Origin of the sequence: Devosia sp. CN2-171 (genome assembly GCF_049354815.1) — a bacterium.
In the GTDB taxonomy this organism is placed as follows: domain Bacteria; phylum Pseudomonadota; class Alphaproteobacteria; order Rhizobiales; family Devosiaceae; genus Devosia_A.
In genome coordinates, this window is the sequence record NZ_CP186479.1 from 3,787,170 (window position 1) to 3,810,919 (window position 23,750).

A 23,750-nucleotide genomic window follows, 5' to 3' on the forward strand; every position below is an offset into this window, starting at 1 on the left:
AAATAGGTCAAGACGGCTGCCTTGGGGATTGCGGGCTCTATAGCAGCATCGGGGGCGCGGGGGTAGGGCCGGATGTGGGGGCAGGGTCACCGGTGTGACGGTGTTGTCATGGCCGCAAACCGCTGCAGCGCGCGGCCTTTGCCGTGCCAATCGCGCCGGGCGATAGGCCCATAACGAAAGTTCATGACCGCGCGGCAGCGCGTGGGTCAGATCTGGTCGTAGGCCCGGCGAAAGGTTGGCTGTAGCGGGAAGGCATAGGCGATGTTGGGCAAGACGCCGCCGAACAGGATGCCGCAGGCGGAGATGTCGTTGCCTTCACCCCTGCAGATCACGGCGCCCGAGTGGCCGTGCTCCACTTGTCCGGCGGTCACGTTCAGCATCCAAAAGCCGCCATACGGGTACCAGATTCCATCGATGAGCATCGGAGTCGGAAGGCCGACCGGTGACGGCTGCGGCGATCTCAGCGTCACTCGCATCCCGTTGACGTTGTACCAGTAAGGCGCACCGAGGTGGGAAGTGAAGCTGTCGATCCGGGCTATGGGTGCTGCCTGCCCAACCATCCCGAGATGCTGCACGTTCCCTTGGGTCGTCTGGATGATGGCCAAGTCTTCGCGGGCCGTTCGCCCGGGTCCAAATGGACTCATGTAGGCGATGTCGCCAAGCGTCAGCGGGCTGACACTGCCGGCTGGACGCATGACGTTGGGCAGGAAGAAGCGGCCCTGCGCAATGTTGGCGACGACGTGGGCGTTGGTCGCGACATACCCATTGCCGTTCTTGACGAACGTGAGACAGGTCGTTCCAAAATCGCCATCTGCGCTCCAGATCGTGTCGCCGGCACGTGCGGCGAGGGCGCGAGGCAGGCCGAGCAGCTCGCAGACATCCGTGCGCAGATGTGAGTTACCACTGTCCATCGCGATTTCGATGGTGGCCGGGACCATGTCTCCGGCCTCCACGTCGCCCTTGCGCGTGACATGGGCGACAAGCGACAACTCTCCAGTTGGTTGCCCGGCGGTGAGCTTCTCACCGATTGTGACCGAGACCACGTTGGGCTTTCGCGCAACCCGTGCCGCAGCCCGGCGCGTGGATCGGCGTAGTTCTTCCACTTGGCGCCCGGTATCGTCAGGACGGTTTCGCGCGAACACGATCCGGGGAGTGTGCCCTGCCAACTCAGTTGCCATTGATAGGAAGCGTCGTTGGATCACTCCCGGCATTCCCGACGGGGACCTGGCCGCTGACCACGCCCGTGCCGGTATCGATGCGCAGCACGTCGCCGGGCTTGACCAGTGGCTGAAGTGTCACCGTTCCCTCATAGCCGAACCGAACATCGAAGATCTGGAAGGCTAGCTTGCCTTCGTTGTTCGTTCCGGTTGTCCCCGAGGTGCCGGTGCCCGGAGTAAAGGCCGCCTTGGCGGCCTCGTTTATGACCTCGATCAGCTTGAGCGGAACTTCGGTCGAGTCCTGCTCGCTGTCGAGAGTATCGATGCCGCCGCAGCCATCGAAGTCGATCTTCATATGGTGCTTGGCGAGGAACGACCCGAACTGCAGCGCCTGCCCGCGATCGTTATTGCAGACCCACTGGATGCTCACGGTGTTGCCCATCAGTACGACGAGCGGCTTGCGCTCCGGGATTCGGATGCCCGCGGTGGTCGTGTCATATTTATCGTAGGGCTTGAAACTCGCGCTTGCACACCCTGCGAGGACCAGCAGCAGCGTGCCGGCCAGCATCAACTTCCCCAGATTCATCGTTCGGTCCCCCAACCTCTCGGGGGACTATGGAGCGTTGCCGCCGGTGTTGGTCAGTGCGGTGTCGTACGCTCAGCAATAATCCCTACGCGGTGGGATCAGCGCCCGACGAAGCCCTTGGATTTGAGGTGTGAGTAGGCGGCGATGATGGCGCGGAGGCGATCTTCGGAGCTTTTGTCGCCGCCATTGGCGTCGGGGTGGTGGAGCTTGACCAGCTTCTTGTAGGCGACGCGGATGTCGTCGGCCTTGGCGAAACCCACGAAGCCGAGCGTCTCGAACGCGCGGCGGTCCGGCTCGTGCAGCGGTTTAACGCGTTCGGCGGCAGGCTGCTTGTTCTGATGCCGGGCGTAGCGGGCAAAAACGCCGAACGGATCGTTGACGCGTTTGGCGTTGGGGCTACGCGGCGCGCCGCGCGGCATGTGCGGGCCCTGGCCGGCGCCGGGCTTGGCACCAAAGCCCCAACTGGGGCGGCCGTCGGTCTCGCGCTCGGCATTGAGGGTGGACGCCATCTCCTCGGGCTTCATGCCCTCGAAGAAGTTGAACACCTGATTGTAGTGGCGGACATGCTCGAGGCAGAAATGGTGGTACTCGCCGATCGCACGGTTGCCCTTGGGCGCCTTGTAGATGCCGGGTTGGTCGCAACCCTCCCACCCGCAGGCCTCGATCTTGGCCTTCGGTTCTGGCTCCGGATGACGGTTCTTGATCCGGATGCGGTCAAAATACTTGGAATCCAGCTTCATCAATCCTAGTTACGGGTTCGCCGCCCGCCCCAAACTGAACCGGTATGCATATGTCCGTTCGCGACCAGATTGCAGAAAAACTTTCGGTCAAATTCACGCCAAGCCACCTTGAAGTGATCGACGAGAGCGAGAAACATAGGGGACACGGCGGTTATCGCGAGGGGGGTGAGACCCATTTCCGCGTCCGCATCGCCTCCCCGCAGTTCATTGGAATGCCTCGCGTCGCCCAGCATCGGGCCGTCATGGAGACGCTCGACGCAGAGCTCAAAGGCGGCGTCCACGCACTCGCCATCGAAGTGACGAGCCGCTAGGCCGAAGATTCTGTTGGTTGCCGGATGTCTCGGATATGGGGCAGAGCGCCGCTGACTGCAACTTGGGCGATCCCGTGACGGCCGCAAGTCCGCGTCGGCATGGCGCAATCTGCCGGGATCGGCGATGCGACCGGCGATTTGCGGCGAAAGCCCGGCGAAGGCATGGCGGGTCGGCCCTGTTCTCTCCGAATTATCGCCTCAGCTCTTCCCTAGCTGTTTGCATAGCAGACAGACACGGAGGGCACCCATGTCAGCGAAGAAAAGCCGCGCGGCCGTGATGGCCGCCTTGTTGCTGTGTGCGCTGCCCGGCAGTGCATTGGCGGCGTCGAGCACGCTGCAGCTTATCCTCGGCGGCGAGGCCTATGACGGGCCGCCCAAGTTCGAGGTGACGTTCGACGGCAAGGTGCTGGGCGAAGGCGCGGTGAACGCCGCGATCGATACGGCTACGGCAGGGCGTTTCGCCGATGCGGCCGATAAGGCGGCCTATGTCGAGAGCTTCTCGTTCGACGTGCCCGAGGAGATGTTCAAGCCGGGCGCCGAAGTGCGCGTGCGGCTGGTCAACGAGGCTTATGGCGGGGACGGCTCCGACCGCGACCGGAATCTCTATCTCGCCGCCGTGTCGGTGAACGGGCGAGCAGTGACGGTCTCCGGCCTTTCGACCCAAGGCACCAAGGCCGATACCGGCAACGAGGTGCTGGGCGAGTTTCTGGTGCTGCGTGACGGCAATGTGGAGGGCGTCTCGAAGGCCCCGGCCGGCGGCTGGCCGCTGCCGGATGTGACCATCGCGGCTGCGTCCCCGACGACCGAGAAACCGGTGACCACCGAGGTTGCGGCGACCGCCCAGCTGTCGGCTAAGCCAGTGAAGCCGCCCGTGGCCGTACAGGCGCTGCGGCTGCCGGCGGAAACCGGGGAGGCTGTGCAGACCGCCAGCCTCGACCAGGATCCCGAGGGCAGCCCCGCGAGCATCTGCACGCGCGACGAACTCTACAACGTCATCGGTTTCAACGAGAATTCCAACGACCTGACGCCCCGGCTGCAGGCACGGCTCGACCAGATCGTCGCCGATATCGGCGAGCAGAAATGCAAGGTGCTAGTCACCGGCTATTCGAGCAAGCAGGGCAACCACGCCACCAATGCGCTGTTCGCCATCGAGCGGGCGCAGAATGTGCTGGTTTATCTCAAGCAGGCCGGGCTCAGCTTCGAGCGGGCCACCGCAACGGGCGGTGGCGCGACCGAGCAGTTCGGCAACGCGTTCTCGGCCAACAGGCGGGTGGTCATTTCAGTCGCGCCCTAGGGCGCCGCGTTCTCCCCAGGGAGGGCGGGGAGAGGGGGTTAGAGGCCACGGTGCGCAAGCATCACCCCCTCTCCTGTTCCCGCTGGGCTCTACGCGCTGCGCATGTCCTCGATATAGGCCCGGACGGCAGCCGGATCGACGTTCTTCTCGATGAAGGCCTGGCCGATGCCGCGGGTGAGGATAAAGGTCAGCGCGCCGCGTACGACCTTCTTGTCCTGGGCGATCGCGTTCATGAGATAGTCGGTGTCCTGCAATTCGCCCGGAATATCGGCGATGCGGGTCGGCAGGCCGGCAGCGCTCAGGTGCTGGGCTATGCGGCCCGTGTCCTGGCTCGGGGCGAGGCCGAGCCTGGCCGAGAAGCCATGCGCCAGCACCATGCCGATGGCGACACCCTCGCCATGCAGCAGCCGGTCGGAATAGCCGGTCGCCTTTTCGAGCGCGTGGCCGAAGGTGTGACCGAGATTGAGCAGGGCGCGGACGCCGGTCTCCTTCTCGTCCTCGAGCACGAAGCGGGTCTTGGCGGCGCAGCAGCGGCCGACCATTTCGGCGCGCAGGGCCGCGTCGCCGGCAAAGATGGCGCGACGGTGTTCTTCAAGCCAGAAATAGAACTCGGCATCGCCGAGCAGGCCGTACTTCACCACCTCGGCGTAGCCGGCGGCGAATTCCCGTTCGGGCAGGGTGTTGAGCGCGTCGAGATCGGCCAAAACGAGCTTGGGCTGATGGAAGGCGCCGATCAGGTTCTTGCCGTGCGGTGAATTGATGCCGGTCTTGCCGCCGACGGAGGAATCCACCTGCGCCAGGAGCGAAGTCGGGATCTGAACGAAATCCATGCCGCGCCGGGTGATCGCGGCGGCAAAGCCGGCGAGATCGCCGATTACGCCGCCACCGAGCGCAATGACGAGGTCGCCGCGTTCCAGCCGCGCCGCGAGCAGCGCATCGACCACCTCGCCGAGCTTGTCGAACGACTTGGTCTTCTCGCCGTTGGACAGCACGATCTCGGCATGGCCGATGCCGGCCGTGTCCAGCGAAGCGAGGAGGCGCGGCAGCTGGGTGCGGGCCACCTCGGTATCGGTCACGATGCCGAAGCGTCGGCCTGGAAACATCTGCGCGAGGCGCGCGCCGGCGCCGTCGAGCAGGCCTTCGCCGATGATGATGTCGTATTCGCGCCCCGGCAGGGGGACGTGGACAGTAATCGGCTCAGCCATCGATCGATGCCTTCTGGAGATACTCGAGTACGGCGTCGATGACTTCGGCCGCCACTTGGTCCTGCGGGACGTCGCGCGACACCACGGTTACGTGCGCCTCGGCATAGGTCGGGTAGCGCACGTCGATCAGCTTCTGCAGCGTCTCGCGCGGATTGGCGGTCTTGAGCAGCGGCCGGTTGGACCGGCGCGATACGCGCTGGAACAGCAGGTCGAAATCGGCCTTGATCCATACCGAAATCGCCGAGGCCTTCACCAGCGCGCGGGTCTCGGGGTTGATGAAGGCGCCACCCCCTGTGCCGAGCACGATCCCTTCGTCCTTGAGCAGCCGGGCGATGACCTTGACCTCGCCGGCGCGGAAGTCGGCTTCGCCATGGGTGCGGAAAATGTCCTCGATGGTCATGCCGGCCGCCTTCTCCACCTCTTCGTCGCTGTCGACGAAGTGGCGTCCGAGCTTGGCAGCCAGCCGGCGTCCGACAGTGGTCTTGCCGGCCCCCATCATGCCGATCAGGACGATCGGGCGGTGGCCGAGGCGCCGCAGCAATTCCTCGCGCCGGTCGATCTGGCCGCTGTTGCCGTCGCGCGACATGGCTTTTCCCCGTTCGGCGGGTTTGAACCGTTAGGGCAGCATAAAGTCAATGGCTGCTAAAGTTCGCCGCCCTTGATCGGCATTGCCAAACAGGGGACACTGCACATTGCGTGACAAAAGCGGATTGCCATGCCGACCCTTATACGCCTGATCGTCATCCTGCTGGTCCTTGTCGGTATCGGCTACGGTGCCATGTTCGCCCTCACGGTGTTCGTCGAGCCGCGCGAGAAGGACGTGACGATTCGCATTCCGGCGCGCGATCTGGTGCCGCAGGTAGAACGCGATCCGCTGGTCCGTCGCGAAATCGACACGACGCGGCCGACGACTCCGGCGCCTCCCGCCGAGCCCGCACCTGTCGAAGCGGCGCCGGCTCCTCAGGGTGAGCCGGCCGGTGAGGACGGCGTCGTCACGCTGCAGCCGGGGACCGAATGAGCTCCGGCCACCTGGTCGAAGCCTTTCTCGAGATGATGAGCGCCGAGCGCGGCGCGGCACGCAACACCATCGCGGCCTATCGGCGCGACCTGCGCGACTACCAGGATTTCCTCGAGCGGCGGAACGCGTCCCCAACCAGCGCCGGCCGCGAGGAAGTGACGGCGTATCTAGCTTTCCTCGATGCCCAAGGGATCGCTGCCTCATCGAGCGCGCGAAAACTCTCCGCCATCCGCCAGTTCCACAAATTCCTCGCCGCCGACGCGGTGCGTGGGGATGATCCCACCCGCATCGTCGCTTCGCCCAAGGCGCGGCGCGGCCTGCCCAAAGTGCTGTCGATCGCCGAGATCGACCGGCTGCTGACCACCGCCGAGGCAGAAGTGGAGCGGCCCGAAGCCACCGATGCCGAGCGGGCCCTGTCGGGGCGACTCTACCTGCTGCTCGAACTGCTCTACGCCACCGGCATGCGCGTCTCCGAACTGGTGGAACTGAAGCGCGCGGCGGTGATGCGCGACGCGGGATTCCTCACGGTGCGCGGCAAGGGGGGCAAGGAGCGGATCGTGCCGTTGACCGACCGGGCGCGGGATGCGGTGAAAGCGTATCTGGGCAAGCTCGAGCCGGGGGCGTGGCTGTTTCCGGCGGGCGGCGAGTCGGGACATCTGAGCCGGCAGGTTTTCGCCCGTGAGCTCAAGGGTATCGCGGCACGGGCCGGCATCAGCCCGGCGCGGGTGTCGCCGCACGTGCTACGGCACGCCTTTGCGAGCCATTTGCTGGCGGGCGGTGCCGATCTGCGCGTCGTTCAGACGCTGCTCGGCCATTCCGACATCTCGACCACGCAAATCTACACGCATGTCCTCGACGAGAAGCTGCGCTCGCTGGTGGAAGGCCACCATCCACTGGCTGAGGAATAGACCGGCGCGCGTCCTGGCTAGCCGGGCTTCTGGTTCAGCCCGTCCATGCGCTCCAGCAGTTCGTCGAGCCGGCGCAATACATCGCTCATCAGCATCGGCTTTGGCGGCGCCGGCACATCCGACCAGCGGGACCTGAGCTCGGTGATGCGCTCCTTGCGCCGGCGGCGGGCGTCCCTGGCCTCGGCAAGGGTGCGGCGGATAGGGCCACTGGTTTCATCAAGCAGGAACAGTGCTTCGCAGTGCGGGCACCAGGCCTGGCCACCGGGCCGGATCAGCTTGGCGCGTTCCTGGAACTGGCCGCGGCAATTGGGGCAGGCGACACTCACCAGGGCATAGGCAGTCATGGTCGACGCAAGTTCCGAACACCGTTGGACAATGCTTGTCATCGAAGCGTCATCTATTGGTTAATCCGCCGTGACGGCGAGAGAAAGACCGGTTTCACCAGCCTTCACGCCCATGCTTGACTCGGGCGCGTGCCATCGCCACTTTCCGGCCACTTTGGGGCGCGACTGACGCGCCTTCCCCATGTAACTGGCGGGTTGGATGCAGTCCTATCTCGATTTCGAAAAGCCGGTCGCCGATCTCGAAGGCAAGATCGCCGAGCTCAAGTCACTCGCCACTTCGGACCAGGCCGTGTCCATCGACGAGGAAGTGAGCCGGCTGAGTGCCCGGGCCGACGAGGCGCTGGTCGACATCTACAAGAGGCTGACTCCCTGGCAGAAGACGCAGGTGGCGCGCCATCCGCAGCGCCCGCACTTCTCCGACTACATCAAGACGCTGATCACCGAATGGACGCCGCTCGCCGGTGACCGCAAGTTCGCCGAGGATGCGGCGCTACAGGCCGGCTTTGGCCGCTTCAACGGCCAGCCCGTCGCGATCCTGGGGCAGGAGAAGGGCTCCAATACCGAAAGCCGGCTCCGGCACAATTTCGGCATGGCGCGGCCCGAGGGCTATCGCAAGGCCGTCCGCATCATGGACATGGCCGACCGCTTCGACATTCCGATGATTTCGTTCGTCGATACCGCCGGCGCCTATCCAGGCATCGGCGCCGAGGAACGCGGGCAGGCAGAGGCCATCGCCCGCTCGACGGAGCGGTCGCTCGAGCTCGGCGTGCCGAACATCGCCATCATCATCGGCGAGGGCGGCTCGGGTGGCGCCATCGCTATCGCCACAGCCAACCGCGTGCTGATGCTCGAGAACGCCATCTACTCGGTGATCTCGCCGGAGGCTGGCGCCTCGATCCTGTGGCGCGATGCGGCCAAGGCGCAGGACGCGGCCAACAACATGAAGATTACCGCGACCGACCTGATGTCGCTTGGCATCATCGACGGCATCATCCCGGAGCCGGCCGGCGGAGCGCACCGGCATCACGAAGAGGTGATGGCGTCCACTTCTCGCGCGCTCAGCCAGTTCCTCACTGATTTCCCCGGCAACCGGGGAAGGCTGGAGATCCGGGAACACAGGCGCGACAAATTCCTCGCCATCGGCACCAATTTGAGTTGATCCGCAAGGGCGGCTCAGCGCAAGACAACCGAGGAAGGGACGGGTTAACCATGTGCGGATACGCTGTGGTAACCGTCCGCTCGTAACTCGGGTCCCGGGCAGATATTGATTTTCGGGTAATGACTTTGGGCAGAACACTCCGCTCCATCCTTCTTCTCGGCGCCAGTCTTGCGGTCGCGGGCATGCTCGCGGGCTGCGGCGGGTTCAAGCCGGCCAGCAACGCCAAGGCCAACCAGCCGCTGAAGCAGGAGACGGTGTCGCGCCTCGCCAGCATGGGGTCGTCGCCCGGCGCCGGCATGATGGTGCGCATCTTCAAGGAAAGCTCGGAACTCGAGGTCTGGAAGCAGACGGCGGGTGGCTACAAGCTCTACAAGAGCTACGAAATCTGCGCCTGGTCGGGTGAACTCGGCCCCAAGGTCAAGGAAGGCGACCGGCAATCGCCCGAGGGTTTCTATACGATCACCCCCGGGCTGATGAACCCGAACTCGAACTACTACCTGGCGTTCAACACCGGCTTCCCGAACAAGTTCGACCGCGCCTATGGTCGTACCGGGTCAGACCTCATGGTCCACGGCGATTGCTCGTCGCGCGGCTGCTATTCGATGACCGATGAGTCGATCGCAGAGATCTACGCCCTGGCGCGCGAGACCTTCAAAGGCGGCAACCCGTCCTTCCAGCTCCAGATCTACCCGTTCCGCATGACGGTGGCGAACCTCGCCAAGCACTCGGCCAGCCCGAACATGAGCTTCTGGAAAGACATCAAGGAAGGCTACGACCGGTTCGAGATTTCCAAGGCGCCGGTCAACTGGGACGTGTGCAACAAGGAATACGTGTTCGACGTGCCGGGTGGCACAGCACTCGACGCGCTGGGCGCTTGCCCGGTGACCGTGGCGCAGAACGTTCCGGCCTCGGTCAAGGCCAAGATGGCCGCCGACGAGGCCGCCGTGGCTACGGAAGTCGCCAATCTCGCCGACAAGGCGGCCAAGGCGGCTGCCGAGGCGCAGAAGGCCGCTGAGGCCGAGGCTGCTGCCAAGGCACGTGGCGAGGCGATCGGCAGCTTTATCGGCGGGCTGTTCGGCGGCGGTGAGCAGGTTACGGGCGTCATCGATCCCTCGATCAAGCCGCCGATGCCGCTGCCGCGCATCCATCGGGCTGCTTAAGCCCTCCTTGCGTTGCGAGCTGCCTGCCACCATTTGGGCACGGTCGTGATATTGATCGGCACGCTTGCTGAGGAGGCCGGATGCGCCGCTATCGCCGCCTGGTCCTGATCGACCGCATCATCCCGTTTCTTGCCGCCGTGGTCGGGCTGGTGGCGCTCGCCGGCGCCGTGTCGGTGCAGCTCAGCACCGATGCCAAGACCGCAGCGGTGACCGCGGCTGTGGCCGAGCTGCGCAGTTCGGTCGATGCGTTGGGCCAGCAGACGGCCGCCCTCGCCGTCCCGGCCGATGACGGCACGGCGGCGGGCCTTCTGGCCCTCCAGGACCGGATGACCAAGTTGCAGGGCGAATGGGACGCCCAGAAGACGGCTCTTGCGGCAACGCCGGTTGCGGCACCCGCGGCTGCGGCCGCGACCACCACAACTGCCGAGATCGACCCGAACCTCCCCACCACCGACTGCATTCCGCTCGGCACCCGTTTCATGGTGTTGCCGGATGACAGCTACCCGATCTGCCAGTCGAAGGCCGTGATCAAGACCGGGGCGATCACTGCCGACACGATCTATTTCGACGGTGCCGGCGCCGTGGTCGAGACCGGCTTCGGCAGCCTCCCCGGCACAAGCTGCACGGTCATGGTATTCCAGGCCGACGAAGCAGGATTCGGTGAAGTCCGCGTCACCTGTACCTGAGATGCACTAGGCAGGGTCGCCCGTTGTGCAATAGCGTCGCCGCTGTTGCTGTGCGGGGGCTAGATGCATCAGGTTTTGAGTGCGGTTTATGGCGGCGAGACTTTGGTGCCGGAGGGCAGCGGGCCAGCCGGTCTCCTGTCGTTTGTCATTCCAGCCTACAATGAAGTCGAGTGCATCGCCGAGTTCCACGCTCAGCTGACGGCAGTGCTGTCGCAACTCGATCGATCGGCTGAGATCATTTACATCGACGATGGTTCGACCGACGGGACTTCGGCCCTGCTCGATTCCGTTGCTGCGACTGATGCCCGGGTGGTGGTCGCGCATATGCGCCGCAACTACGGCAAATCAGCCGCGCTCGACCTGGGCTTTCGGATGGCCGCGGGCGCGATCGTCTTCACGCTCGATGCGGACCTGCAGGACGATCCGGTGGAGATTCCCCGGTTCCTCGCGGCCCTCGACGCCGGTAGCGACGTGGTCAGCGGCTGGAAGAAGCTCAGGCACGATCCGATCGACAAGACGCTGCCCTCGCTGGTGTTCAACTGGTTTACCCGGAAGGTCTCCGGTCTTGAGCTGCATGACTTCAATTCGGGCTTCAAGGCCTATCGTCGCGAGGCGCTGGCAGACCTGAGGCTCTATGGCGAGCTGCATCGCTACATTCCGGTGCTGTTGCATTGGGAAGGCTTCAAGGTCGGCGAAATAGACGTGGCACACCGCCCGCGCTTTGCCGGCAAATCGAAGTTCGGCGCCCGCCGGCTGCTGAATGGCGCGTTCGACCTGATGACAGTCATCCTGACCTCGAAATTCCGCAGCCGGCCGCTGCACTTCTTCGGCTATATAGCGGTCGTGCTGGGCGCTTTAGGTGGACTGGGACTTGCCTACCTGTTCGTCCTATCGTTCTTCGAGATCGATCCGCTGCGGCCACGGCCGATGCTCTATGCCTCGATCACCATGATCTTCACCTCGGTCATCCTCATCGCGACGGGGCTGCTCGGCGAGTTGGTCAAGAGCCTCGGACCGGATAGTGCTGACTATCGGTTGCGGTCCATTGTCAGGCCGGCGGCCGAGAGGAAAGATCCATAGATGCCCGATAGGCCTGCTCTCTCGGGCGATTACCTCTACCAGCTCCAGTATGTCGGCGATGCGGCCCGGCGCCTGCTCGCCATGCAGGACGGTGACGCGCTGTCGCCCTCGTTCGGGAGCTTCCACTACCCCTATTGGCGCGACAAAACGTCGGAGTTTGCCGATGCGCGCTTCCAGGAGGCGGGCGCCGCGCTGGGGCTCTTGGCCCATCCGGCATTTCGGGAGATCGGCCGGGACCGCGGGTGGCCTGGGCCGGAGGAGCTGCTGAGGGCCTACCGCGCCGGCCTCACCAACCTCAGGCGGCTGCAATATGCCGAGGGCAGCTACGACGAGTGGTACAAGGGCGAACGCGGCTTCGCGGCGACGACGTTCACGACCTTTGCCTATGCCGCGGCCGCCATCGAGCTTGGGGACGTCCTCCCGGCCGACATTCACGGGCTTCTCAGGGAGACGCTCGCCCCGGCCGCCCGCTGGCTGCTCGGACGCGAGGATCTGGTCAAGGTCAACCACGAAGTGGCCGCGGCCGCAGCGCTGGCGGCCTACGGGACGCTCTGCAGCGATGCCCCATCGCTAGCCGGCGCACGCGACAAGCTTGCCCGCAGCCTTGCGACGCAGACCGAGGAGGGCTGGTTCCCCGAGCTGCGCGGCATGGATTTCGGCTACTCGGCACTGGTCGTCGACTATCTCGGCCACTATGGGCGGCTAGTGGGGATGGATCAGGTCGTCGCGCCGGTAGGGCGGCTCGTGAACTTCCTGCTGCCTCATTTCCATCCCGACCTGACGCTGTCGGCCGAGGGCGGGACTTGCCGCAACCCTTATGCCGGGCAGGCTGGCTACGTGCTGTTCGCACCGCATATCGAGGGCGCGGCGGCGGTTGCAGGCCGGCTGGCGGCGTTGGGTCCGGAGGCCAGCCGCGCCCGTATCCTGGCCTACCTCGCCGATGACCTTCGTCTTGCGCGGTGGTCGATATTGCCGTTGCTCGGAGCCTTGGCGTTCCAGCGTATGCCCGATGTCAGCGCGGCAGCACCGCTGTCAGTGGCGCAGGGCTGGACCGTCAACGCGAGGGCCGGCGTGGCAGCTTTCCATTCGGGGTCGCTCCACATCCACGTCCCCTATGCCGGAGGACCGGTGACGCGCGTTTTCCACGGTGACAGGCTGGTACTGGCCGACCTTGGTGTCGACGGAGAGGCCCATGGAGCCTCAGTGACCTCGATGACCTACGACGCCGACCGCAAGGCCAGCACTACGTCCGACGGTATGACCGCCCGGTTCGAGCTCGCCCCTGCCGGGTATTTCTATCCCTCATTCCTGCAGCGCCTGGTCCTTAGGCTCGGTTCGACCACCAGCTGGTCGTCGCGCCGCCTGCGGGAGGCGATCGACTGGTACCGGCAGCGCAAGCGGACCGCCATCAACCAGTCCGGGACGTCGGTGGGGAAGGGCGGCCACGATATCGGGCTCGAGAGAAATATCGAGATCGCTGAAGGACGGGTGACGATCAGCGACTGGATCGATTCGACGGGGTTGCGCATACGCCTGCGGCTCGCAGGAAGTGGCCTTGCTGCAGGCGCTGGCGACGAGATCGCTGCCGCGGGTCCCATGACGGTACGCAAGGTCGTTGACCTCGCGAGCGGCCAGGTGGAGGTCGAGACGGCATGAAGCTGACGCCCAACGCCAAGCGCTATCTCAAGATCGCCCTGACCGTTGCGCTGCTCGCGGCGCTGCTGTTCTCGCTCGATGTGTCGCGCTTCGCCGCGGCGATATTCCAGGTCGATCCAGGCTGGATGTTGCTCGGCATCGCGCTCTGCTTCCTCTTCGTCGCGGCGCGCATGCTGAAGTGGATATTCCTCGCCCGTGCCAACGGTCTTCAGGCCCCGCCGCTCGAGCTGGTCCGGGCGATGATGTTTGCCCTGGCGCTCGGGATCGTAACACCGGGACGCGTGGGCGAGGTGGCCGCCATTGCCCCGTTCACTCCGGCGGACCGGCCGCGCGCCATCCTCGCCTATGTCTTCGACCGGATCGGCGAACTCGCGACGGTGCTGCTGTTCTGCGCGCCGACCGCTTTCGTGTTCCTGCCCGGTTGGGGGCTATTGATCGGCCTTGGGCTCTGTGCCTGCTCAGTCGGGATCGTGCTTGCGGTGCAGGTGCCGTGGCTGCGCCGTCAGATTGCGGCCCGGCTGCCGCAGCGAACTCCGGCGCGGCTGCGCGAGGTGCTCGGTTCGGTGATCGCGGTGCCAGCTGCATACTGGCTGATCTCGCTCGTCACCTACCTCATCACCTATGCCTCGGTGGCTGCCTTCATCGCCGGATCACAGCCAATCGACAGCGCGCTCGCCCTGCTGCTCCTGCCGCCAGTAACCCTCTCCAACCTCGTCACCATCACCATTGGCGGGCTGGGCCTGCGCGAGGGGCTCGCGGCGCTCCTCGGTCCAGCTGGGGGAGTGCTGCCCGAAGTCGCGGCCGCCGCCTTCTTCCTGAGCTTTTTCTGGACGAGGCTGGTCCCCGGTCTACTGGGGATCGGGTGGAACCTTACCCGCTCTTTCCGGCTTCAGCAGCGCGGCGAATAGGATGCCCTGCCGGCGGATTTCGCCGATGACCTCGAGCCCCGGCGGATTGGTCAGCGAACAGCGGGGTAGACGCAGCGCATAGTCCCACGGCTGGTTGGGATCGAGCACCGGCTGCAGCCGGGGGAAGCGTTCGAAATTGAGCTGCGAGCCGCAGGCATAGACGCGGTAGCGCTTGCCGTCGTCGGGCAGCAGGGCGTCGATGGCGCGCAGGCCCTCGCGCTCCGCCGAGCGCCAGACATCGATGTAGTAGCGGTTCTCCGCCCCCTTGGTGCCGCCGACGAGCAGGTTGTAGGCGGAGTACTGGTACGGGAACAGCGAGGCGATGGTGTAGACGGACCATGCAGCAAACACGGCGAACACGGCCAGTGTCCCGTATCTCGCCAACATGGAGTTGCCGATGCGGCTCAGGGCTACGAGGCCGTAACCCGCGCCGACGCAGAGGAACGGGATGATGAACAGGAACTGGCGGGAGCCGTTGTAGACCTGCGCCTCGGTGGCCCACTGGATGGCCAGGAAGGCCGGCGGCAGCGCGATGGCCCCCAGCATCGCATAGCGCCTGTCGAGCAGGGAGGCAGGGATGCTGAAGATGTAGAGCGCCAGCGCCAGCAGCGGCGTGGTGATCAGCACGTAGGTCGCGAGGTAGGTCCTCGGCACATTATCCTGATCGAAGAAGGCCCCGTTGAGCAGCACGCTGCCGCGCCAGGGATCGTAATTCAGGAACTGCAGCACGGCCCGGAAGGTCTGCACCGGCGAATAGAGGTAGAGCTGGGGCCAGAATGCGATCGAAAAGATGATGATGCCGACCAGGCCAACGCCGGCGCATAGGAACGCGCGTTGCACCAGAGTCCGGATCGACAGCCAGCCATTCTGGATGAGCCAGAAGACAAGCAGGACCAGCACACAGAAGCCCAGCAGCAGGATGCCGGTCAGCTTCGAGGTGCCGAGTGCTCCACACCAGATGCCGAGGCCCAGCAGAATGGTCCAGCGTGGTGGTGAGGCTTCGCCCATGACCCGCAGCCCGTAAAAGCTCGACGCGATGAGCGCCGTGCCGAAGGGCACATCCTTGAGGTTCATGTAGCTGTAGCCGAGCCACATGGGCGAAAGGGCCAGAAAGGCCGCAGCCGCCACGCCGACCCAGCGGCCGCCGAGATGCTCGCCCAACCGGTAGGTGTAGTAGACGCCGATGACGCCGAAGAGCCCCGAGACGAGGTGGCGGCTGTCGAGGCCCAGTGCGGGAAACAGCCGCTGCAGCCACAGCGCCAACACATCGGCCATGGCGCCATAGAAGTTCTCCGGCCGGATGGCGGTAAGCTCTGCCGAGTCCTCACCGCCGCTCATGTAGAAGTCGATGATGTTACTGGCCCGCCACAACCCGTTCTGCTCGTCGGTCGTGAAGCCGTAGCTGTTGAAGGTCAGTGCGCACAATACCAGCAGCGCCAGTATGATTATGAAGACTGCCAGCTCCGGAGCATGCCGGAGTAATCTCCCACCCGAAGTCTGGTCATTCGTCATTGTCGCCCCCAAGCGGCGATAGATTTGGCATATCCCCGCCGGGCTCGTCCATTGAAGTTTAAGGGTGCATTGCGGTGCGCGGCGAACTAGAGAATCGGGCGACTGCCTCACCCTATTGCCTCCAGGTCGCTCGTGTCCGCTCCCCTTGCCCTGCCTCAATCTGCCGTGCTCCGGGGCATGGCGCTGGGCGTCCTCGCCTACACGCTGTTCTCGGTGCACGACGTGCTGGTGAAGTCGGTCATCCACGCGCTGCCGGTGGTGCAGATTCTGTTCGTGCGCAGCCTCGTGGTCACGCTGATCTGCCTCGTGATCGGCAAGCGGAAGCTGGTGCTGAATCTGGTGCGTTCGCCCAACAAGCCGATGCTGCTGCTCCGTGCCATCCTGACGCTGGCGGCCTGGTGCATGTACTATTCGGCGGGGCGCGAGCTCAAACTCGCCGAGATGACGACGCTCTACTATTTCGCACCGGTGCTGACGATCATCCTCGCGGTGATCTTCCTCAAGGAGCGGCTGACGCTGGCGCGCGTCGGGGCAGCGGCGATCGGTTTCTTCGGTGTGGTGATCGCCTGCAACCCCGCGGGGCTCACCGTCGGCGTGCCTGCGCTGATGGTGCTCGGCGCGGCGTTCTTCTGGTCGGTCGCGATGATCCTGATGCGCTCGATCTCGAAATCCGAGAGCTCGATGGTGCTGATCTTCTCACTCAACCTGTTCTACACGCTCGCCATGGGCATCGCGTCGATCCCGCTGTGGACGGCGATGGATCCGCTGCAGCTGCTGATCATCGTCGCCGTCGGCGCCGTCGGAGGGTCCGCGCAGTACATCCTCGTCGAGGCGGCGCGCCTCGTGCCGGCAAGCGTGCTCGGCACAGTCGAGTATTTTGCCCTCGTCTGGAGCTTCGTCTTCGGCTTCCTGTTCTGGGGCGAGCAACCGGCCGGCGTGGTGTTCGTCGGCGCGGCGCTGGTGATTTCAGCTGGGCTGCTGCTCGCCTGGAGCGAGCATCGCGGGCGCAGCCGTTTGGTCGATGCGCCCTAGGCGACCGAGGCATCCAGGATTGGCAACATGCCCTTGCCAGTGTCGATCAACTGCTTGAGGCTGCCCGTGATCAGCGACGTCCAGGCATCCGAGCAGGTGTCGTAGCACTCGACCGCAGGCTTCAGGCCGACATGGGTGAAGACGACTTCGGTCTTTCCATCACGCTGGGCGATGTCGAAGGTGATGGTGGTGCCGGTCCATTCGGTCTTGTCCGCGATGAAGTTCAGCTGGCTGTCGAGCACCTTCCAGGCGACGCGCTTGCCGGGGACGAGCTCGGTCACCTGTTGCTTCGAATAGTGGATGTCCTTGTAGCGGTAGGTGAAGACGTCGCCGAGCTTGTCGGTCCCACCTTCGAAGGCGCCGCTCCACCAGGCGCGCGGATCATTGACGGCGGCAAACGCCTCGGCCGGCGAGGCGGAGACAACGATCGTGCGGGTGAAGCTGCCGCTGGCCGCCAGTTCCTCCTCGGCGTCGGTCACCGGCTCGCCGATATTGGGGAACCCCGTGCCCGTGGTGATCAGGCTCCTGAGGCTGCCGACATAAGTGCCCCAGGCGTTCTCGCAGATGTCGTAGCACTCGTAGTCGGGCACGAGGCCGACATGGATGAAGCGGACTTCCGTACCATCGTCCTTCGGCGTCACGTCGAAGACGATGTGGGTGTCGACCCACTCGCGCTTGTCGGCGATGAAGTTGAAGTCGTTCTCGAGCACGTGCCAGACGACGCGGCCCGGGGCCATCTCGGTCACCTTGATGGTGCAGCGATGGATGTCGCGGAAGTGGTAGTGCCAGACGGCGCCGACCTTGTCGGTCGTCCCCTCGATGCTATCGGACCACCAGGCGCGTGGGTTGTTGATAGCGGCGAATACCGCTTCGGGCGGCTGGGGTACGGTAAAACTGGTGGTGTAGCTCCTGTTGGTCATGGTCTTTCTCCGTTGAAAATCGGGCAAGGCAGTGCCGTCGCCGGCAGCGCACATCGCAGCCGGTCTGGCGTCGGGGATTGGTCGTGGGTCGGTGGGTCTAGGGGTCTAGCTGCAGGTGGCCGAGGCCATAGTGCTCAATGTAGACGGTCTGCATTTGCCGCCATCGGGTAACCCAGTCAGGCGGCTCTTCGTCCTCCAGCGCCTGCCCCAGCCGGGCAAAGAACACGTGCCAGCCCGGCAGCATGAGGGCGCAGGTGGCATGCGGCATGTGCCGGTGGGTAAAGATCAGCCGGGTACCGTCCGCCTCGGGCGTCAGCTCGTAGCGCACGGTGGAATCGGGCGCGTGCTCGTTCGACCAGTGCAATTCCAGAGCCTTGGGCGGGTCCCAGACCAGCACCTCCCCCCGCATCGGCTTGATGCCGTCGAGCATGGTCTCGAACCGGCCGCCGACATGTGGCTCGACATGCGAGAGGCCCATCCAGTCGGCGAGCCGTTCAGGGTCGGTAAGGGCGCGCCAGACCTTTTCGGGCGGGCGCGGATAATGCCGCTCAAAGCGCACGTCGATATGGTCGCCATGGCGTTCGTAGGTGCCGAGGTCGCGCATGGTCAGTCGCTCCGGCTCAAGTGGTCGCCGAGGGCGTCGAGCTTGTTTGCCCAGAACTCCCGATAGGGCTGCAGCCAGGCGTCGAGTTCGAGCAGCGGGCCGGGGTCGAGGCTGTAGAAGCGCTTGGGTCCATCGACCCGGATGCGCACCAGCCCGGCCTCGCGCAGCGCCTTCAGGTGCTTGGAGACATTGGGCTGGGGCAGGTCGAGAGCCTCGACCAGCGAGCCGGCCGGAACCTCGCCCGCTCTCAGCAGGGCCAGAATATCGCGGCGGATGGGGTCCGATATGGCATTGAAGATCGTCATGGAGAGAATATGCCGTTACGATCATATGCATGTCAAGGAATATAACAGTTCGGCCATATGAAATGGAAGAAGGCAGGGATTGCTCCCTGCCTTCTCGAATTGGCTGCAATGCGTCAGTCGTCAGAACGCGCCGTGGCAGTGCTTGAACTTCCTGCCCGAGCCGCAGGGGCAGGGGGCGTTGCGGGAGACGCCGACCAGCAGCTTGGGGTCGATCGGGCGGAGCGCCGGGTCCGCCTCGATCACGCCGGCACCAGCGGCTGCGCCGGCAGCGGCGAAGGCAGAAAGGGCCGGGGCGGGGCCGAGGTTGCGCGGCAGGGTGCCGGTCACGTCGCTCTCAGCGTCATTCTCGCCCGTGGTGGGATCGATGTGGATATCCTGGAGCGCGCTGAGGTCGAGCCCCGGCGGCGGGGACGGCTGCCGCATCTGGATCTCGACATGGCTGAGCTGGGTGGTCACCAGCTCGCGTAGCTGGGCCAGCAACTGCTCGAACAGCTCGAAGGCCTCTCGCTTGTACTCGGTCAGCGGATCGCGCTGGGCGAGGCCGCGCCAGCCGATGACCTTGCTGAGGTGATCGAGCGTCACGAGGTGCTCGCGCCAGAGGCCGTCGATCGACTGCAGGAGGATCGACTTTTCGACCTGGCGCATGATGTCCGGGGTGTAGCGGGCGACCTTGGCAGCGGCGAACTCGTCGGCGGCATTGGTGATGCGCTCGAGCACGATCTCGGGATCGATGCCTTCCTCGTGGGTCCAGGCTTCGACGTCGACGTCGACGTTGAGATAGGTCTTGGCAGCAGCAGTCAGCTGCTCGACGTTCCACTGCTCGGGGTAGGAGCCGTGGGGGACCGATTTGGCGACGATGTCCTCGGCAACCTCGCGCCGCATCGAATTGACGGTCTCGGAGACGTCGTCTGCGTCCATCAGTTCGAGGCGCTCGGCGAAGATCACCTTGCGCTGGTCGTTCATCACGTCGTCGTATTTCAGAATGTTCTTGCGGATGTCGAAGTTGCGAGCTTCCACGCGGGCCTGGGCACGCTCGATGGCCTTGGTGACCCATGGATGGGTGATCGACTCGCCCTGCTCGAGGCCGAGCTTCGACAGCATCGAATCCATCGATTCGACGGGGAAGATGCGCATCAGGTCGTCCTGCAGCGACAGGAAGAACTTGGAATGCCCGGGGTCGCCCTGGCGGCCGGCGCGGCCGCGCAGCTGGTTGTCGATGCGGCGGCTCTCGTGCCGCTCGGTGCCGATGATCATCAGGCCGCCGGCGGCGAGCACCTTGGCCTTGTCGACCGCGATGGTGCGCTTGATTTCCTCGATCGCGGCCTCGCGCTCGGCGCCTTCTAGCCCTTCGGTCTCGCGCTGGATGCGCATGTCGAGGTTGCCGCCGAGCTGGATGTCGGTACCGCGGCCGGCCATGTTGGTGGCGATCGTTACGGCGCCGGAAACACCGGCATCGGCGACGATGAAGGCTTCCTGCTCATGGTAGCGGGCGTTCAGGACTGCGATGTTCTCGATGCCCTTCTTGCGCAGGATTTCGGCCAGCATCTCGGACTTTTCGATCGAGGTGGTGCCGACCAGCACCGGCTGGCCGCGACCGCGGGCTTCGGCGATCAGGTTGGCGATCTCGTCGAACTTCTCGGCGGCGGTGCGGAAGATGGCGTCGTCTTCGTCGATACGCTTCACCGGCACGTTGGTCGGGATGGTGACGACGTTGAGGCCGTAGATATCGCCGAATTCCTCGGCCTCCGTCGCCGCCGTACCGGTCATGCCGTTCAGCTTCTTGTAGAGGCGGAAGTAGTTCTGGAAGGTGATCGAGGCGAGCGTCTGGTTCTCGGCCTGGATCTTGACGTGTTCCTTGGCTTCCAGCGCCTGGTGCAGGCCTTCCGAATAGCGGCGGCCCGGCATCATGCGGCCGGTGAACTCATCGATGATCACCACTTCGTCATTGCGTACGATGTAGTCCTTCTCGCGCTGGAACATCTTGTGGGCACGAAGCGCCGAATTGAGATGGTGGACGAGCGCGACATTTTCGATGTCGTAGAGATCGCCGCCCTTCATCTGGCCGTTTTCGTTCAGCGCCAGTTCCAGCTTTTCAATGCCGGCGTCGGTGAAGGTGGCCGAGCGCTGCTTCTCGTCGATCTCGAAGTCGCCTTCGCCAAGCAGCGGGATCAGCTTGTCGGCCATCTCATAGAGCGATGAACGGTCGGCCGAGGGGCCGGAAATGATCAGCGGGGTGCGGGCCTCGTCGACGAGGATCGAGTCCACTTCGTCGACGATCGCGTATTCATGGCCGCGCTGCACCATCTGGTCGCGGCTGTATTTCATATTGTCGCGCAGATAGTCGAAGCCGAACTCGTTGTTCGTGCCGTAAGTGATGTCGGCGTCGTAGGCGGCCTTGCGCTCGGCGTCGTCGAGACCATGCACGATGACGCCGATCGACAGCCCAAGGAAATTGTAGAGCTTGCCCATCCAGGCCGCGTCGCGGCGGGCGAGGTAATCGTTGACGGTGACGAGGTGGACACCCTTGCCCGGCAGGGCGTTGAGGTAGACCGCGAGCGTCGCGACCAGGGTCTTGCCTTCGCCGGTCTTCATTTCGGCGATGGAGCGGTTGTTCAGCACCATGCCGCCGATCAGCTGCACGTCGAAGTGGCGCATGCCCAGGGAGCGCTTGGCACCCTCGCGCACCACCGCGAAGGCGGGCTCGAGAATGTCGTCGAGCTCCTTGCCCTGGGCGAGCTGGTCCCGGAATTCCTGGGTCTTGGCGCGCAGCTCGTCGTCGCTGAGCTTTTCGAACTCGGGTTCGAGAGCGTTGATCGCCGCGACGCGCGGGAGGTATTTCTTCACCTGCCGATCGTTCGCCGAACCGAAGATCGCCTTGGCGATTGCAGCCAATACCATTCGTGTCGTCCTTTGATTGTTCAGAGCCGGGCGGCGCAAGGCGCCTCATGTCGTCCGGCAGGCGGCGGGTCCTCACCCGTCAACACTCTTTGAAGTGGTGCGACATGTAAGAGCGGGTGTTTTGCTTGTCAACGGAACCCCAATGGGGCAAAGCTCCGCGCGGCCGCGGGCCGGGGGCTCAGCGCCATCGAGGAGAATTCCCTAATGACCCACCTTGCCAAGCAGGGTTTCCGCAATACCATCAAGACCCTTGCCGGCATGCTCGTGCTCGGGACCGCCCTCAGCGTCCTGCCGTTTGCCGCGCAGGCCCAGGATGCCGCCGCCCCGGCCGCCGCAGCTCCGGCGACCCCGGCAGCGCCCGCGCCGATCGATCCGGCTGCAGTCGTTGCGACCGTCGGCGACATGCAGATCACCGAGGCTGACCTCGGCTTTGCCGCCGAGGATCTGCAGCAGCAGCTCCAGCAAATCCCGGTCGAAGAGCGTCGCGCCTTCCTCGTCAACGTGCTGATCGACATGAAGGTGATGGCCAAGGCCGCCCGCGATGCCGGCATGGCCAATGACGACATCTTCAAGCGTCGCCTCAGCTATCTCGAGGATCGTACGCTTCGTCGCGACTATTTTACCGACAAGGTCGCTGCAGCCATCACCGAAGCGTCGGTGAAGGCCGCCTATGACGAGATGGTGAAGAACTTCGTGCCGGTCGAAGAGGTGCATGCGCGCCACATCCTCGTCGCTACTGAAGAAGAAGCCAAGGCGATCAAGGCCGAACTGGACGGCGGCAAGCCGTTCGAGGTGCTGGCCATGGAAAAGACCACCGATCCCTCGGGCAAGCAGAACGGGGGCGACCTCGGCTTCTTCCAGAAGGGCATGATGGTTCCCGAGTTCGAGGCCGTGGCCTTCACGCTCGAGCCCGGCAAGATTTCCGATCCGGTGCAGAGCCAGTTCGGCTGGCACATCATCAAGGTCGAGGAAAAGCGCATGAGCGCGCCGCCGCCGATGGAGCAGGTTGCTCAGCAGCTCAGCCAGCAGGTGATGATGAAGGCCTTCGACGACACGATGGCCACGCTGAAGAAGGACCTGCCGGTCAACATTCCGGACGCGACGCTCGCCGCGGCAGTTCAGAAGCAGGCCGAAGGCGAGGCTGCCGGCCAGTAAGCTGCCATTGCGATCGAAATACGAACCCCGGCTCCGGCCGGGGTTTTCATTTGAGGAGCCCGCGCACCAGGATCGTGGTGACCTTGTCGATCGCGTCCGCGGAGTTCTCGAGCCGGTCGGTCAGGAGCAGCTTCCAGGCGTAGGCCGAGAGCAGGTCCGAGGCGGCTAGGCTGTCGGCGTCGGCGCGCATCTCGCCGCGGGCCTTGGCACGATCGAACATATTGGCGGTGTGCTCGGTCCGCTCCTTCGAATAGGCCTGCAGTGCCTCGGCGGCCCTGGCGTCGGCCTGCGCCTCGGCGATCAGCGACTTATAGACGCCACCGGTGTTGCCGGTATTGCCGATCCAGAACCGCGCCAGTGCGGTCAGGAAGGTGCGGATATCGCCTTCGAGCGTTCCGGTATCGGGTTCGGGCATGCGGGAGGCCTTAAGGCGGGTATAGACGTCGAGCAGCAGGTGCGCCTTGCTCGGCCACCAGCGATAGATGGTGGGCTTGCCGGCGCGCGCACGACGCGCCACGGCTTCGATCGAGAAACCCGCATAGCCGGCTTCGCAGAACACATCCTCGGCCGCCTCGAGTATGGCCTCGTGGCTTTCGGGATTGCGGGCGGAGCCGATCGATTTGCGGGACAGGTTCTCGGTGCTGGACATGGTTCGTGAGCCCTCAGGGCAATGCATGGCTGGTACACCAAAACGGTGCGTGAATCCACTTGAACGTTACGTACCGTTTCGTTATGTAACGAGCCGTACCGTTCATATGGGGTTTCGAAATGACCGTTCAATCCGCCACCGCAGCCGCTCCGGCCGCCACTGCCTCCGCACCAGCCCGTCCGGCCGGTGTTCCCTTCATCGTCCGCACCCGGATGGCGCTGCTTGTCCTCGTCGCGGTCTATCCGGTGATCACCGGGCTCATCTATCTGGTTGCTCCGATCACTGCCGACTGGCCGGTGTGGGAGCGAAATCTCATCGTCGCGCCGCTGATGGTCGTGGCCATGGTCTACTTCATCATCCCGACCATTCAGGCGCGCTTCGGCCGCTTCGTCGCCACAGGCAAGTTCTGAACCAGACGTTAAGGTTTGCGGCTTGCTTGTGATCGAGGCTTGAGGCAAACGGA

The 23,750-nt window shown here is 64.6% G+C and carries 25 protein-coding genes; 13 read left to right on the top strand and 12 right to left on the bottom strand.

What is annotated here, in order from left to right:
- Positions 1 to 206: 206 nt before the first annotated feature.
- From ACOYW5_RS18815 to ACOYW5_RS18825, 3 genes are all read right to left on the bottom strand, one after another.
- Positions 207 to 1,043, bottom strand: coding sequence for a hypothetical protein (locus tag ACOYW5_RS18815; protein WP_423066418.1), 837 nt, complete (start codon positions 1,041 to 1,043; stop codon positions 207 to 209).
- Between the two features lie 124 nt (positions 1,044 to 1,167).
- A complete protein-coding gene (locus ACOYW5_RS18820) occupies positions 1,168 to 1,725 on the bottom strand; it encodes a hypothetical protein (protein ID WP_423066419.1) in 558 nt (185 codons plus the stop codon).
- A 116-nt stretch (positions 1,726 to 1,841) separates the two neighbouring features.
- On the bottom strand, positions 1,842 to 2,483 hold the full coding sequence (locus tag ACOYW5_RS18825; RefSeq protein ID WP_423066420.1) for a J domain-containing protein: 642 nt from the start codon (positions 2,481 to 2,483) through the stop codon (positions 1,842 to 1,844).
- A 50-nt stretch (positions 2,484 to 2,533) separates the two neighbouring features.
- Here ACOYW5_RS18825 and ACOYW5_RS18830 point away from each other — a divergent pair, with 50 nt between their 5' ends.
- Positions 2,534 to 2,794 (top strand): BolA family protein, encoded by a 261-nt coding sequence (locus ACOYW5_RS18830; RefSeq protein ID WP_423066421.1) that lies wholly within the window; start codon positions 2,534 to 2,536, stop codon positions 2,792 to 2,794.
- A gap of 247 nt (positions 2,795 to 3,041) precedes the next feature.
- Complete coding sequence (locus ACOYW5_RS18835) at positions 3,042 to 4,088, top strand: OmpA family protein (protein ID WP_423066422.1); 1,047 nt, start codon at positions 3,042 to 3,044, stop codon at positions 4,086 to 4,088.
- Between the two features lie 89 nt (positions 4,089 to 4,177).
- Here ACOYW5_RS18835 and aroB read toward each other — a convergent pair whose 3' ends face one another.
- Positions 4,178 to 5,293, bottom strand: a complete 1,116-nt coding sequence (gene aroB / locus ACOYW5_RS18840; protein WP_423066423.1) for a 3-dehydroquinate synthase — start codon at positions 5,291 to 5,293, stop codon at positions 4,178 to 4,180.
- Positions 5,286 to 5,879, bottom strand: coding sequence for a shikimate kinase (locus ACOYW5_RS18845; protein WP_423066424.1), 594 nt, complete (start codon positions 5,877 to 5,879; stop codon positions 5,286 to 5,288). The genes aroB and ACOYW5_RS18845 overlap by 8 nt, the downstream gene beginning before the upstream one ends.
- A 129-nt stretch (positions 5,880 to 6,008) precedes the next feature.
- On the opposite strand from ACOYW5_RS18845, the gene ACOYW5_RS18850 reads away from it, so the two are divergent.
- Both ACOYW5_RS18850 and ACOYW5_RS18855 read left to right on the top strand, forming a co-directional pair.
- Positions 6,009 to 6,311 carry a hypothetical protein gene (locus ACOYW5_RS18850; RefSeq protein ID WP_423066425.1) on the top strand — a complete coding sequence of 101 codons (303 nt, stop codon included), beginning with the start codon at positions 6,009 to 6,011 and terminating at the stop codon, positions 6,309 to 6,311.
- On the top strand, positions 6,308 to 7,219 hold the full coding sequence (locus tag ACOYW5_RS18855) for a site-specific tyrosine recombinase XerD (protein WP_423066426.1): 912 nt from the start codon (positions 6,308 to 6,310) through the stop codon (positions 7,217 to 7,219). The genes ACOYW5_RS18850 and ACOYW5_RS18855 overlap by 4 nt, the downstream gene beginning before the upstream one ends.
- Positions 7,220 to 7,236: 17 nt before the next feature.
- Here the strand turns inward: ACOYW5_RS18855 and ACOYW5_RS18860 are convergent, their stop codons facing one another.
- Positions 7,237 to 7,563, bottom strand: a complete 327-nt coding sequence (locus tag ACOYW5_RS18860; protein ID WP_423066427.1) for a hypothetical protein — start codon at positions 7,561 to 7,563, stop codon at positions 7,237 to 7,239.
- A 199-nt stretch (positions 7,564 to 7,762) separates the two neighbouring features.
- On the opposite strand from ACOYW5_RS18860, the gene ACOYW5_RS18865 reads away from it, so the two are divergent.
- The 6 genes from ACOYW5_RS18865 (at position 7,763) to ACOYW5_RS18890 (ending at position 14,212) form a co-directional block, all read left to right on the top strand.
- Complete coding sequence (locus ACOYW5_RS18865; protein WP_423066428.1) at positions 7,763 to 8,722, top strand: acetyl-CoA carboxylase carboxyltransferase subunit alpha; 960 nt, start codon at positions 7,763 to 7,765, stop codon at positions 8,720 to 8,722.
- Positions 8,723 to 8,847: 125 nt separating this feature from the next.
- Positions 8,848 to 9,882, top strand: coding sequence for a L,D-transpeptidase family protein (locus tag ACOYW5_RS18870; RefSeq protein ID WP_423066429.1), 1,035 nt, complete (start codon positions 8,848 to 8,850; stop codon positions 9,880 to 9,882).
- Positions 9,883 to 9,962: 80 nt separating this feature from the next.
- Complete coding sequence (locus tag ACOYW5_RS18875; protein ID WP_423066430.1) at positions 9,963 to 10,568, top strand: hypothetical protein; 606 nt, start codon at positions 9,963 to 9,965, stop codon at positions 10,566 to 10,568.
- A 63-nt stretch (positions 10,569 to 10,631) separates the two neighbouring features.
- On the top strand, positions 10,632 to 11,648 hold the full coding sequence (locus ACOYW5_RS18880) for a glycosyltransferase family 2 protein (RefSeq protein WP_423066431.1): 1,017 nt from the start codon (positions 10,632 to 10,634) through the stop codon (positions 11,646 to 11,648).
- Positions 11,649 to 13,304 (top strand): hypothetical protein, encoded by a 1,656-nt coding sequence (locus ACOYW5_RS18885; protein WP_423066432.1) that lies wholly within the window; start codon positions 11,649 to 11,651, stop codon positions 13,302 to 13,304.
- Positions 13,301 to 14,212, top strand: coding sequence for a lysylphosphatidylglycerol synthase transmembrane domain-containing protein (locus ACOYW5_RS18890; RefSeq protein WP_423066433.1), 912 nt, complete (start codon positions 13,301 to 13,303; stop codon positions 14,210 to 14,212). Before ACOYW5_RS18885 ends, ACOYW5_RS18890 begins: the two co-directional genes overlap by 4 nt.
- Here the strand turns inward: ACOYW5_RS18890 and ACOYW5_RS18895 are convergent.
- Positions 14,153 to 15,724, bottom strand: a complete 1,572-nt coding sequence (locus tag ACOYW5_RS18895) for an ArnT family glycosyltransferase (protein ID WP_423066434.1) — start codon at positions 15,722 to 15,724, stop codon at positions 14,153 to 14,155. The genes ACOYW5_RS18890 and ACOYW5_RS18895 overlap by 60 nt on opposite strands.
- A gap of 177 nt (positions 15,725 to 15,901) precedes the next feature.
- On the opposite strand from ACOYW5_RS18895, the gene ACOYW5_RS18900 reads away from it, so the two are divergent.
- The gene (locus ACOYW5_RS18900; RefSeq protein ID WP_423066435.1) at positions 15,902 to 16,756 is read left to right on the top strand and encodes a DMT family transporter; all 855 of its coding nucleotides are present in this window, start codon (positions 15,902 to 15,904) and stop codon (positions 16,754 to 16,756) included.
- Here the strand turns inward: ACOYW5_RS18900 and ACOYW5_RS18905 are convergent.
- The 4 genes from ACOYW5_RS18905 to secA all read right to left on the bottom strand — a co-directional run bounded on the left by ACOYW5_RS18905 (position 16,753) and on the right by secA (position 21,483).
- Positions 16,753 to 17,676: an SRPBCC family protein gene (locus tag ACOYW5_RS18905; protein ID WP_423066436.1), complete on the bottom strand. Its 924-nt coding sequence runs from the start codon at positions 17,674 to 17,676 to the stop codon at positions 16,753 to 16,755. The two genes, ACOYW5_RS18900 and ACOYW5_RS18905, sit on opposite strands and share 4 nt — an antisense overlap.
- A 97-nt stretch (positions 17,677 to 17,773) precedes the next feature.
- Positions 17,774 to 18,280 (bottom strand): SRPBCC family protein, encoded by a 507-nt coding sequence (locus ACOYW5_RS18910; protein WP_423066437.1) that lies wholly within the window; start codon positions 18,278 to 18,280, stop codon positions 17,774 to 17,776.
- A gap of 2 nt (positions 18,281 to 18,282) precedes the next feature.
- Positions 18,283 to 18,585: an ArsR/SmtB family transcription factor gene (locus ACOYW5_RS18915; RefSeq protein WP_423066438.1), complete on the bottom strand. Its 303-nt coding sequence runs from the start codon at positions 18,583 to 18,585 to the stop codon at positions 18,283 to 18,285.
- Positions 18,586 to 18,705: 120 nt separating this feature from the next.
- Positions 18,706 to 21,483: a preprotein translocase subunit SecA gene (gene secA, locus ACOYW5_RS18920; RefSeq protein ID WP_423066439.1), complete on the bottom strand. Its 2,778-nt coding sequence runs from the start codon at positions 21,481 to 21,483 to the stop codon at positions 18,706 to 18,708.
- 204 nt (positions 21,484 to 21,687) lie between these two features.
- Here secA and ACOYW5_RS18925 point away from each other — a divergent pair, with 204 nt between their 5' ends.
- Positions 21,688 to 22,638: a peptidylprolyl isomerase gene (locus tag ACOYW5_RS18925; RefSeq protein WP_423066440.1), complete on the top strand. Its 951-nt coding sequence runs from the start codon at positions 21,688 to 21,690 to the stop codon at positions 22,636 to 22,638.
- Between the two features lie 46 nt (positions 22,639 to 22,684).
- Here the strand turns inward: ACOYW5_RS18925 and ACOYW5_RS18930 are convergent, their stop codons facing one another.
- Entirely contained in the window at positions 22,685 to 23,287 is a 603-nt protein-coding gene (locus ACOYW5_RS18930; protein WP_423066441.1) for a TetR/AcrR family transcriptional regulator, read from the bottom strand.
- A 119-nt stretch (positions 23,288 to 23,406) separates the two neighbouring features.
- Here ACOYW5_RS18930 and ACOYW5_RS18935 point away from each other — a divergent pair, with 119 nt between their 5' ends.
- On the top strand, positions 23,407 to 23,697 hold the full coding sequence (locus ACOYW5_RS18935) for a hypothetical protein (protein WP_423066442.1): 291 nt from the start codon (positions 23,407 to 23,409) through the stop codon (positions 23,695 to 23,697).
- Positions 23,698 to 23,750: the final 53 nt, after the last annotated feature.

Bases quoted from the DNA above. Each gene is read 5' to 3' on its own strand.
- ACOYW5_RS18820 (WP_423066419.1), bottom strand. From the start codon at position 1,725: ATGCTGGCCGGCACGCTGCTGCTGGTCCTCGCAGGGTGTGCAAGCGCG.
- ACOYW5_RS18825 (WP_423066420.1), bottom strand. From the start codon at position 2,483: ATGAAGCTGGATTCCAAGTATTTTGACCGCATCCGGATCAAGAACCGT.
- ACOYW5_RS18830 (WP_423066421.1), top strand. From the start codon at position 2,534: ATGTCCGTTCGCGACCAGATTGCAGAAAAACTTTCGGTCAAATTCACG.
- ACOYW5_RS18835 (WP_423066422.1), top strand. From the start codon at position 3,042: ATGTCAGCGAAGAAAAGCCGCGCGGCCGTGATGGCCGCCTTGTTGCTG.
- aroB (WP_423066423.1), bottom strand. From the start codon at position 5,293: ATGGCTGAGCCGATTACTGTCCACGTCCCCCTGCCGGGGCGCGAATAC.
- ACOYW5_RS18845 (WP_423066424.1), bottom strand. From the start codon at position 5,879: ATGTCGCGCGACGGCAACAGCGGCCAGATCGACCGGCGCGAGGAATTG.
- ACOYW5_RS18850 (WP_423066425.1), top strand. From the start codon at position 6,009: ATGCCGACCCTTATACGCCTGATCGTCATCCTGCTGGTCCTTGTCGGT.
- ACOYW5_RS18855 (WP_423066426.1), top strand. From the start codon at position 6,308: ATGAGCTCCGGCCACCTGGTCGAAGCCTTTCTCGAGATGATGAGCGCC.
- ACOYW5_RS18860 (WP_423066427.1), bottom strand. From the start codon at position 7,563: ATGACTGCCTATGCCCTGGTGAGTGTCGCCTGCCCCAATTGCCGCGGC.
- ACOYW5_RS18865 (WP_423066428.1), top strand. From the start codon at position 7,763: ATGCAGTCCTATCTCGATTTCGAAAAGCCGGTCGCCGATCTCGAAGGC.
- ACOYW5_RS18875 (WP_423066430.1), top strand. From the start codon at position 9,963: ATGCGCCGCTATCGCCGCCTGGTCCTGATCGACCGCATCATCCCGTTT.
- ACOYW5_RS18880 (WP_423066431.1), top strand. From the start codon at position 10,632: ATGCATCAGGTTTTGAGTGCGGTTTATGGCGGCGAGACTTTGGTGCCG.
- ACOYW5_RS18885 (WP_423066432.1), top strand. From the start codon at position 11,649: ATGCCCGATAGGCCTGCTCTCTCGGGCGATTACCTCTACCAGCTCCAG.
- ACOYW5_RS18890 (WP_423066433.1), top strand. From the start codon at position 13,301: ATGAAGCTGACGCCCAACGCCAAGCGCTATCTCAAGATCGCCCTGACC.
- ACOYW5_RS18895 (WP_423066434.1), bottom strand. From the start codon at position 15,724: ATGACGAATGACCAGACTTCGGGTGGGAGATTACTCCGGCATGCTCCG.
- ACOYW5_RS18900 (WP_423066435.1), top strand. From the start codon at position 15,902: ATGGCGCTGGGCGTCCTCGCCTACACGCTGTTCTCGGTGCACGACGTG.
- ACOYW5_RS18905 (WP_423066436.1), bottom strand. From the start codon at position 17,676: ATGACCAACAGGAGCTACACCACCAGTTTTACCGTACCCCAGCCGCCC.
- ACOYW5_RS18910 (WP_423066437.1), bottom strand. From the start codon at position 18,280: ATGCGCGACCTCGGCACCTACGAACGCCATGGCGACCATATCGACGTG.
- ACOYW5_RS18915 (WP_423066438.1), bottom strand. From the start codon at position 18,585: ATGACGATCTTCAATGCCATATCGGACCCCATCCGCCGCGATATTCTG.
- secA (WP_423066439.1), bottom strand. From the start codon at position 21,483: ATGGTATTGGCTGCAATCGCCAAGGCGATCTTCGGTTCGGCGAACGAT.
- ACOYW5_RS18925 (WP_423066440.1), top strand. From the start codon at position 21,688: ATGACCCACCTTGCCAAGCAGGGTTTCCGCAATACCATCAAGACCCTT.
- ACOYW5_RS18930 (WP_423066441.1), bottom strand. From the start codon at position 23,287: ATGTCCAGCACCGAGAACCTGTCCCGCAAATCGATCGGCTCCGCCCGC.
- ACOYW5_RS18935 (WP_423066442.1), top strand. From the start codon at position 23,407: ATGACCGTTCAATCCGCCACCGCAGCCGCTCCGGCCGCCACTGCCTCC.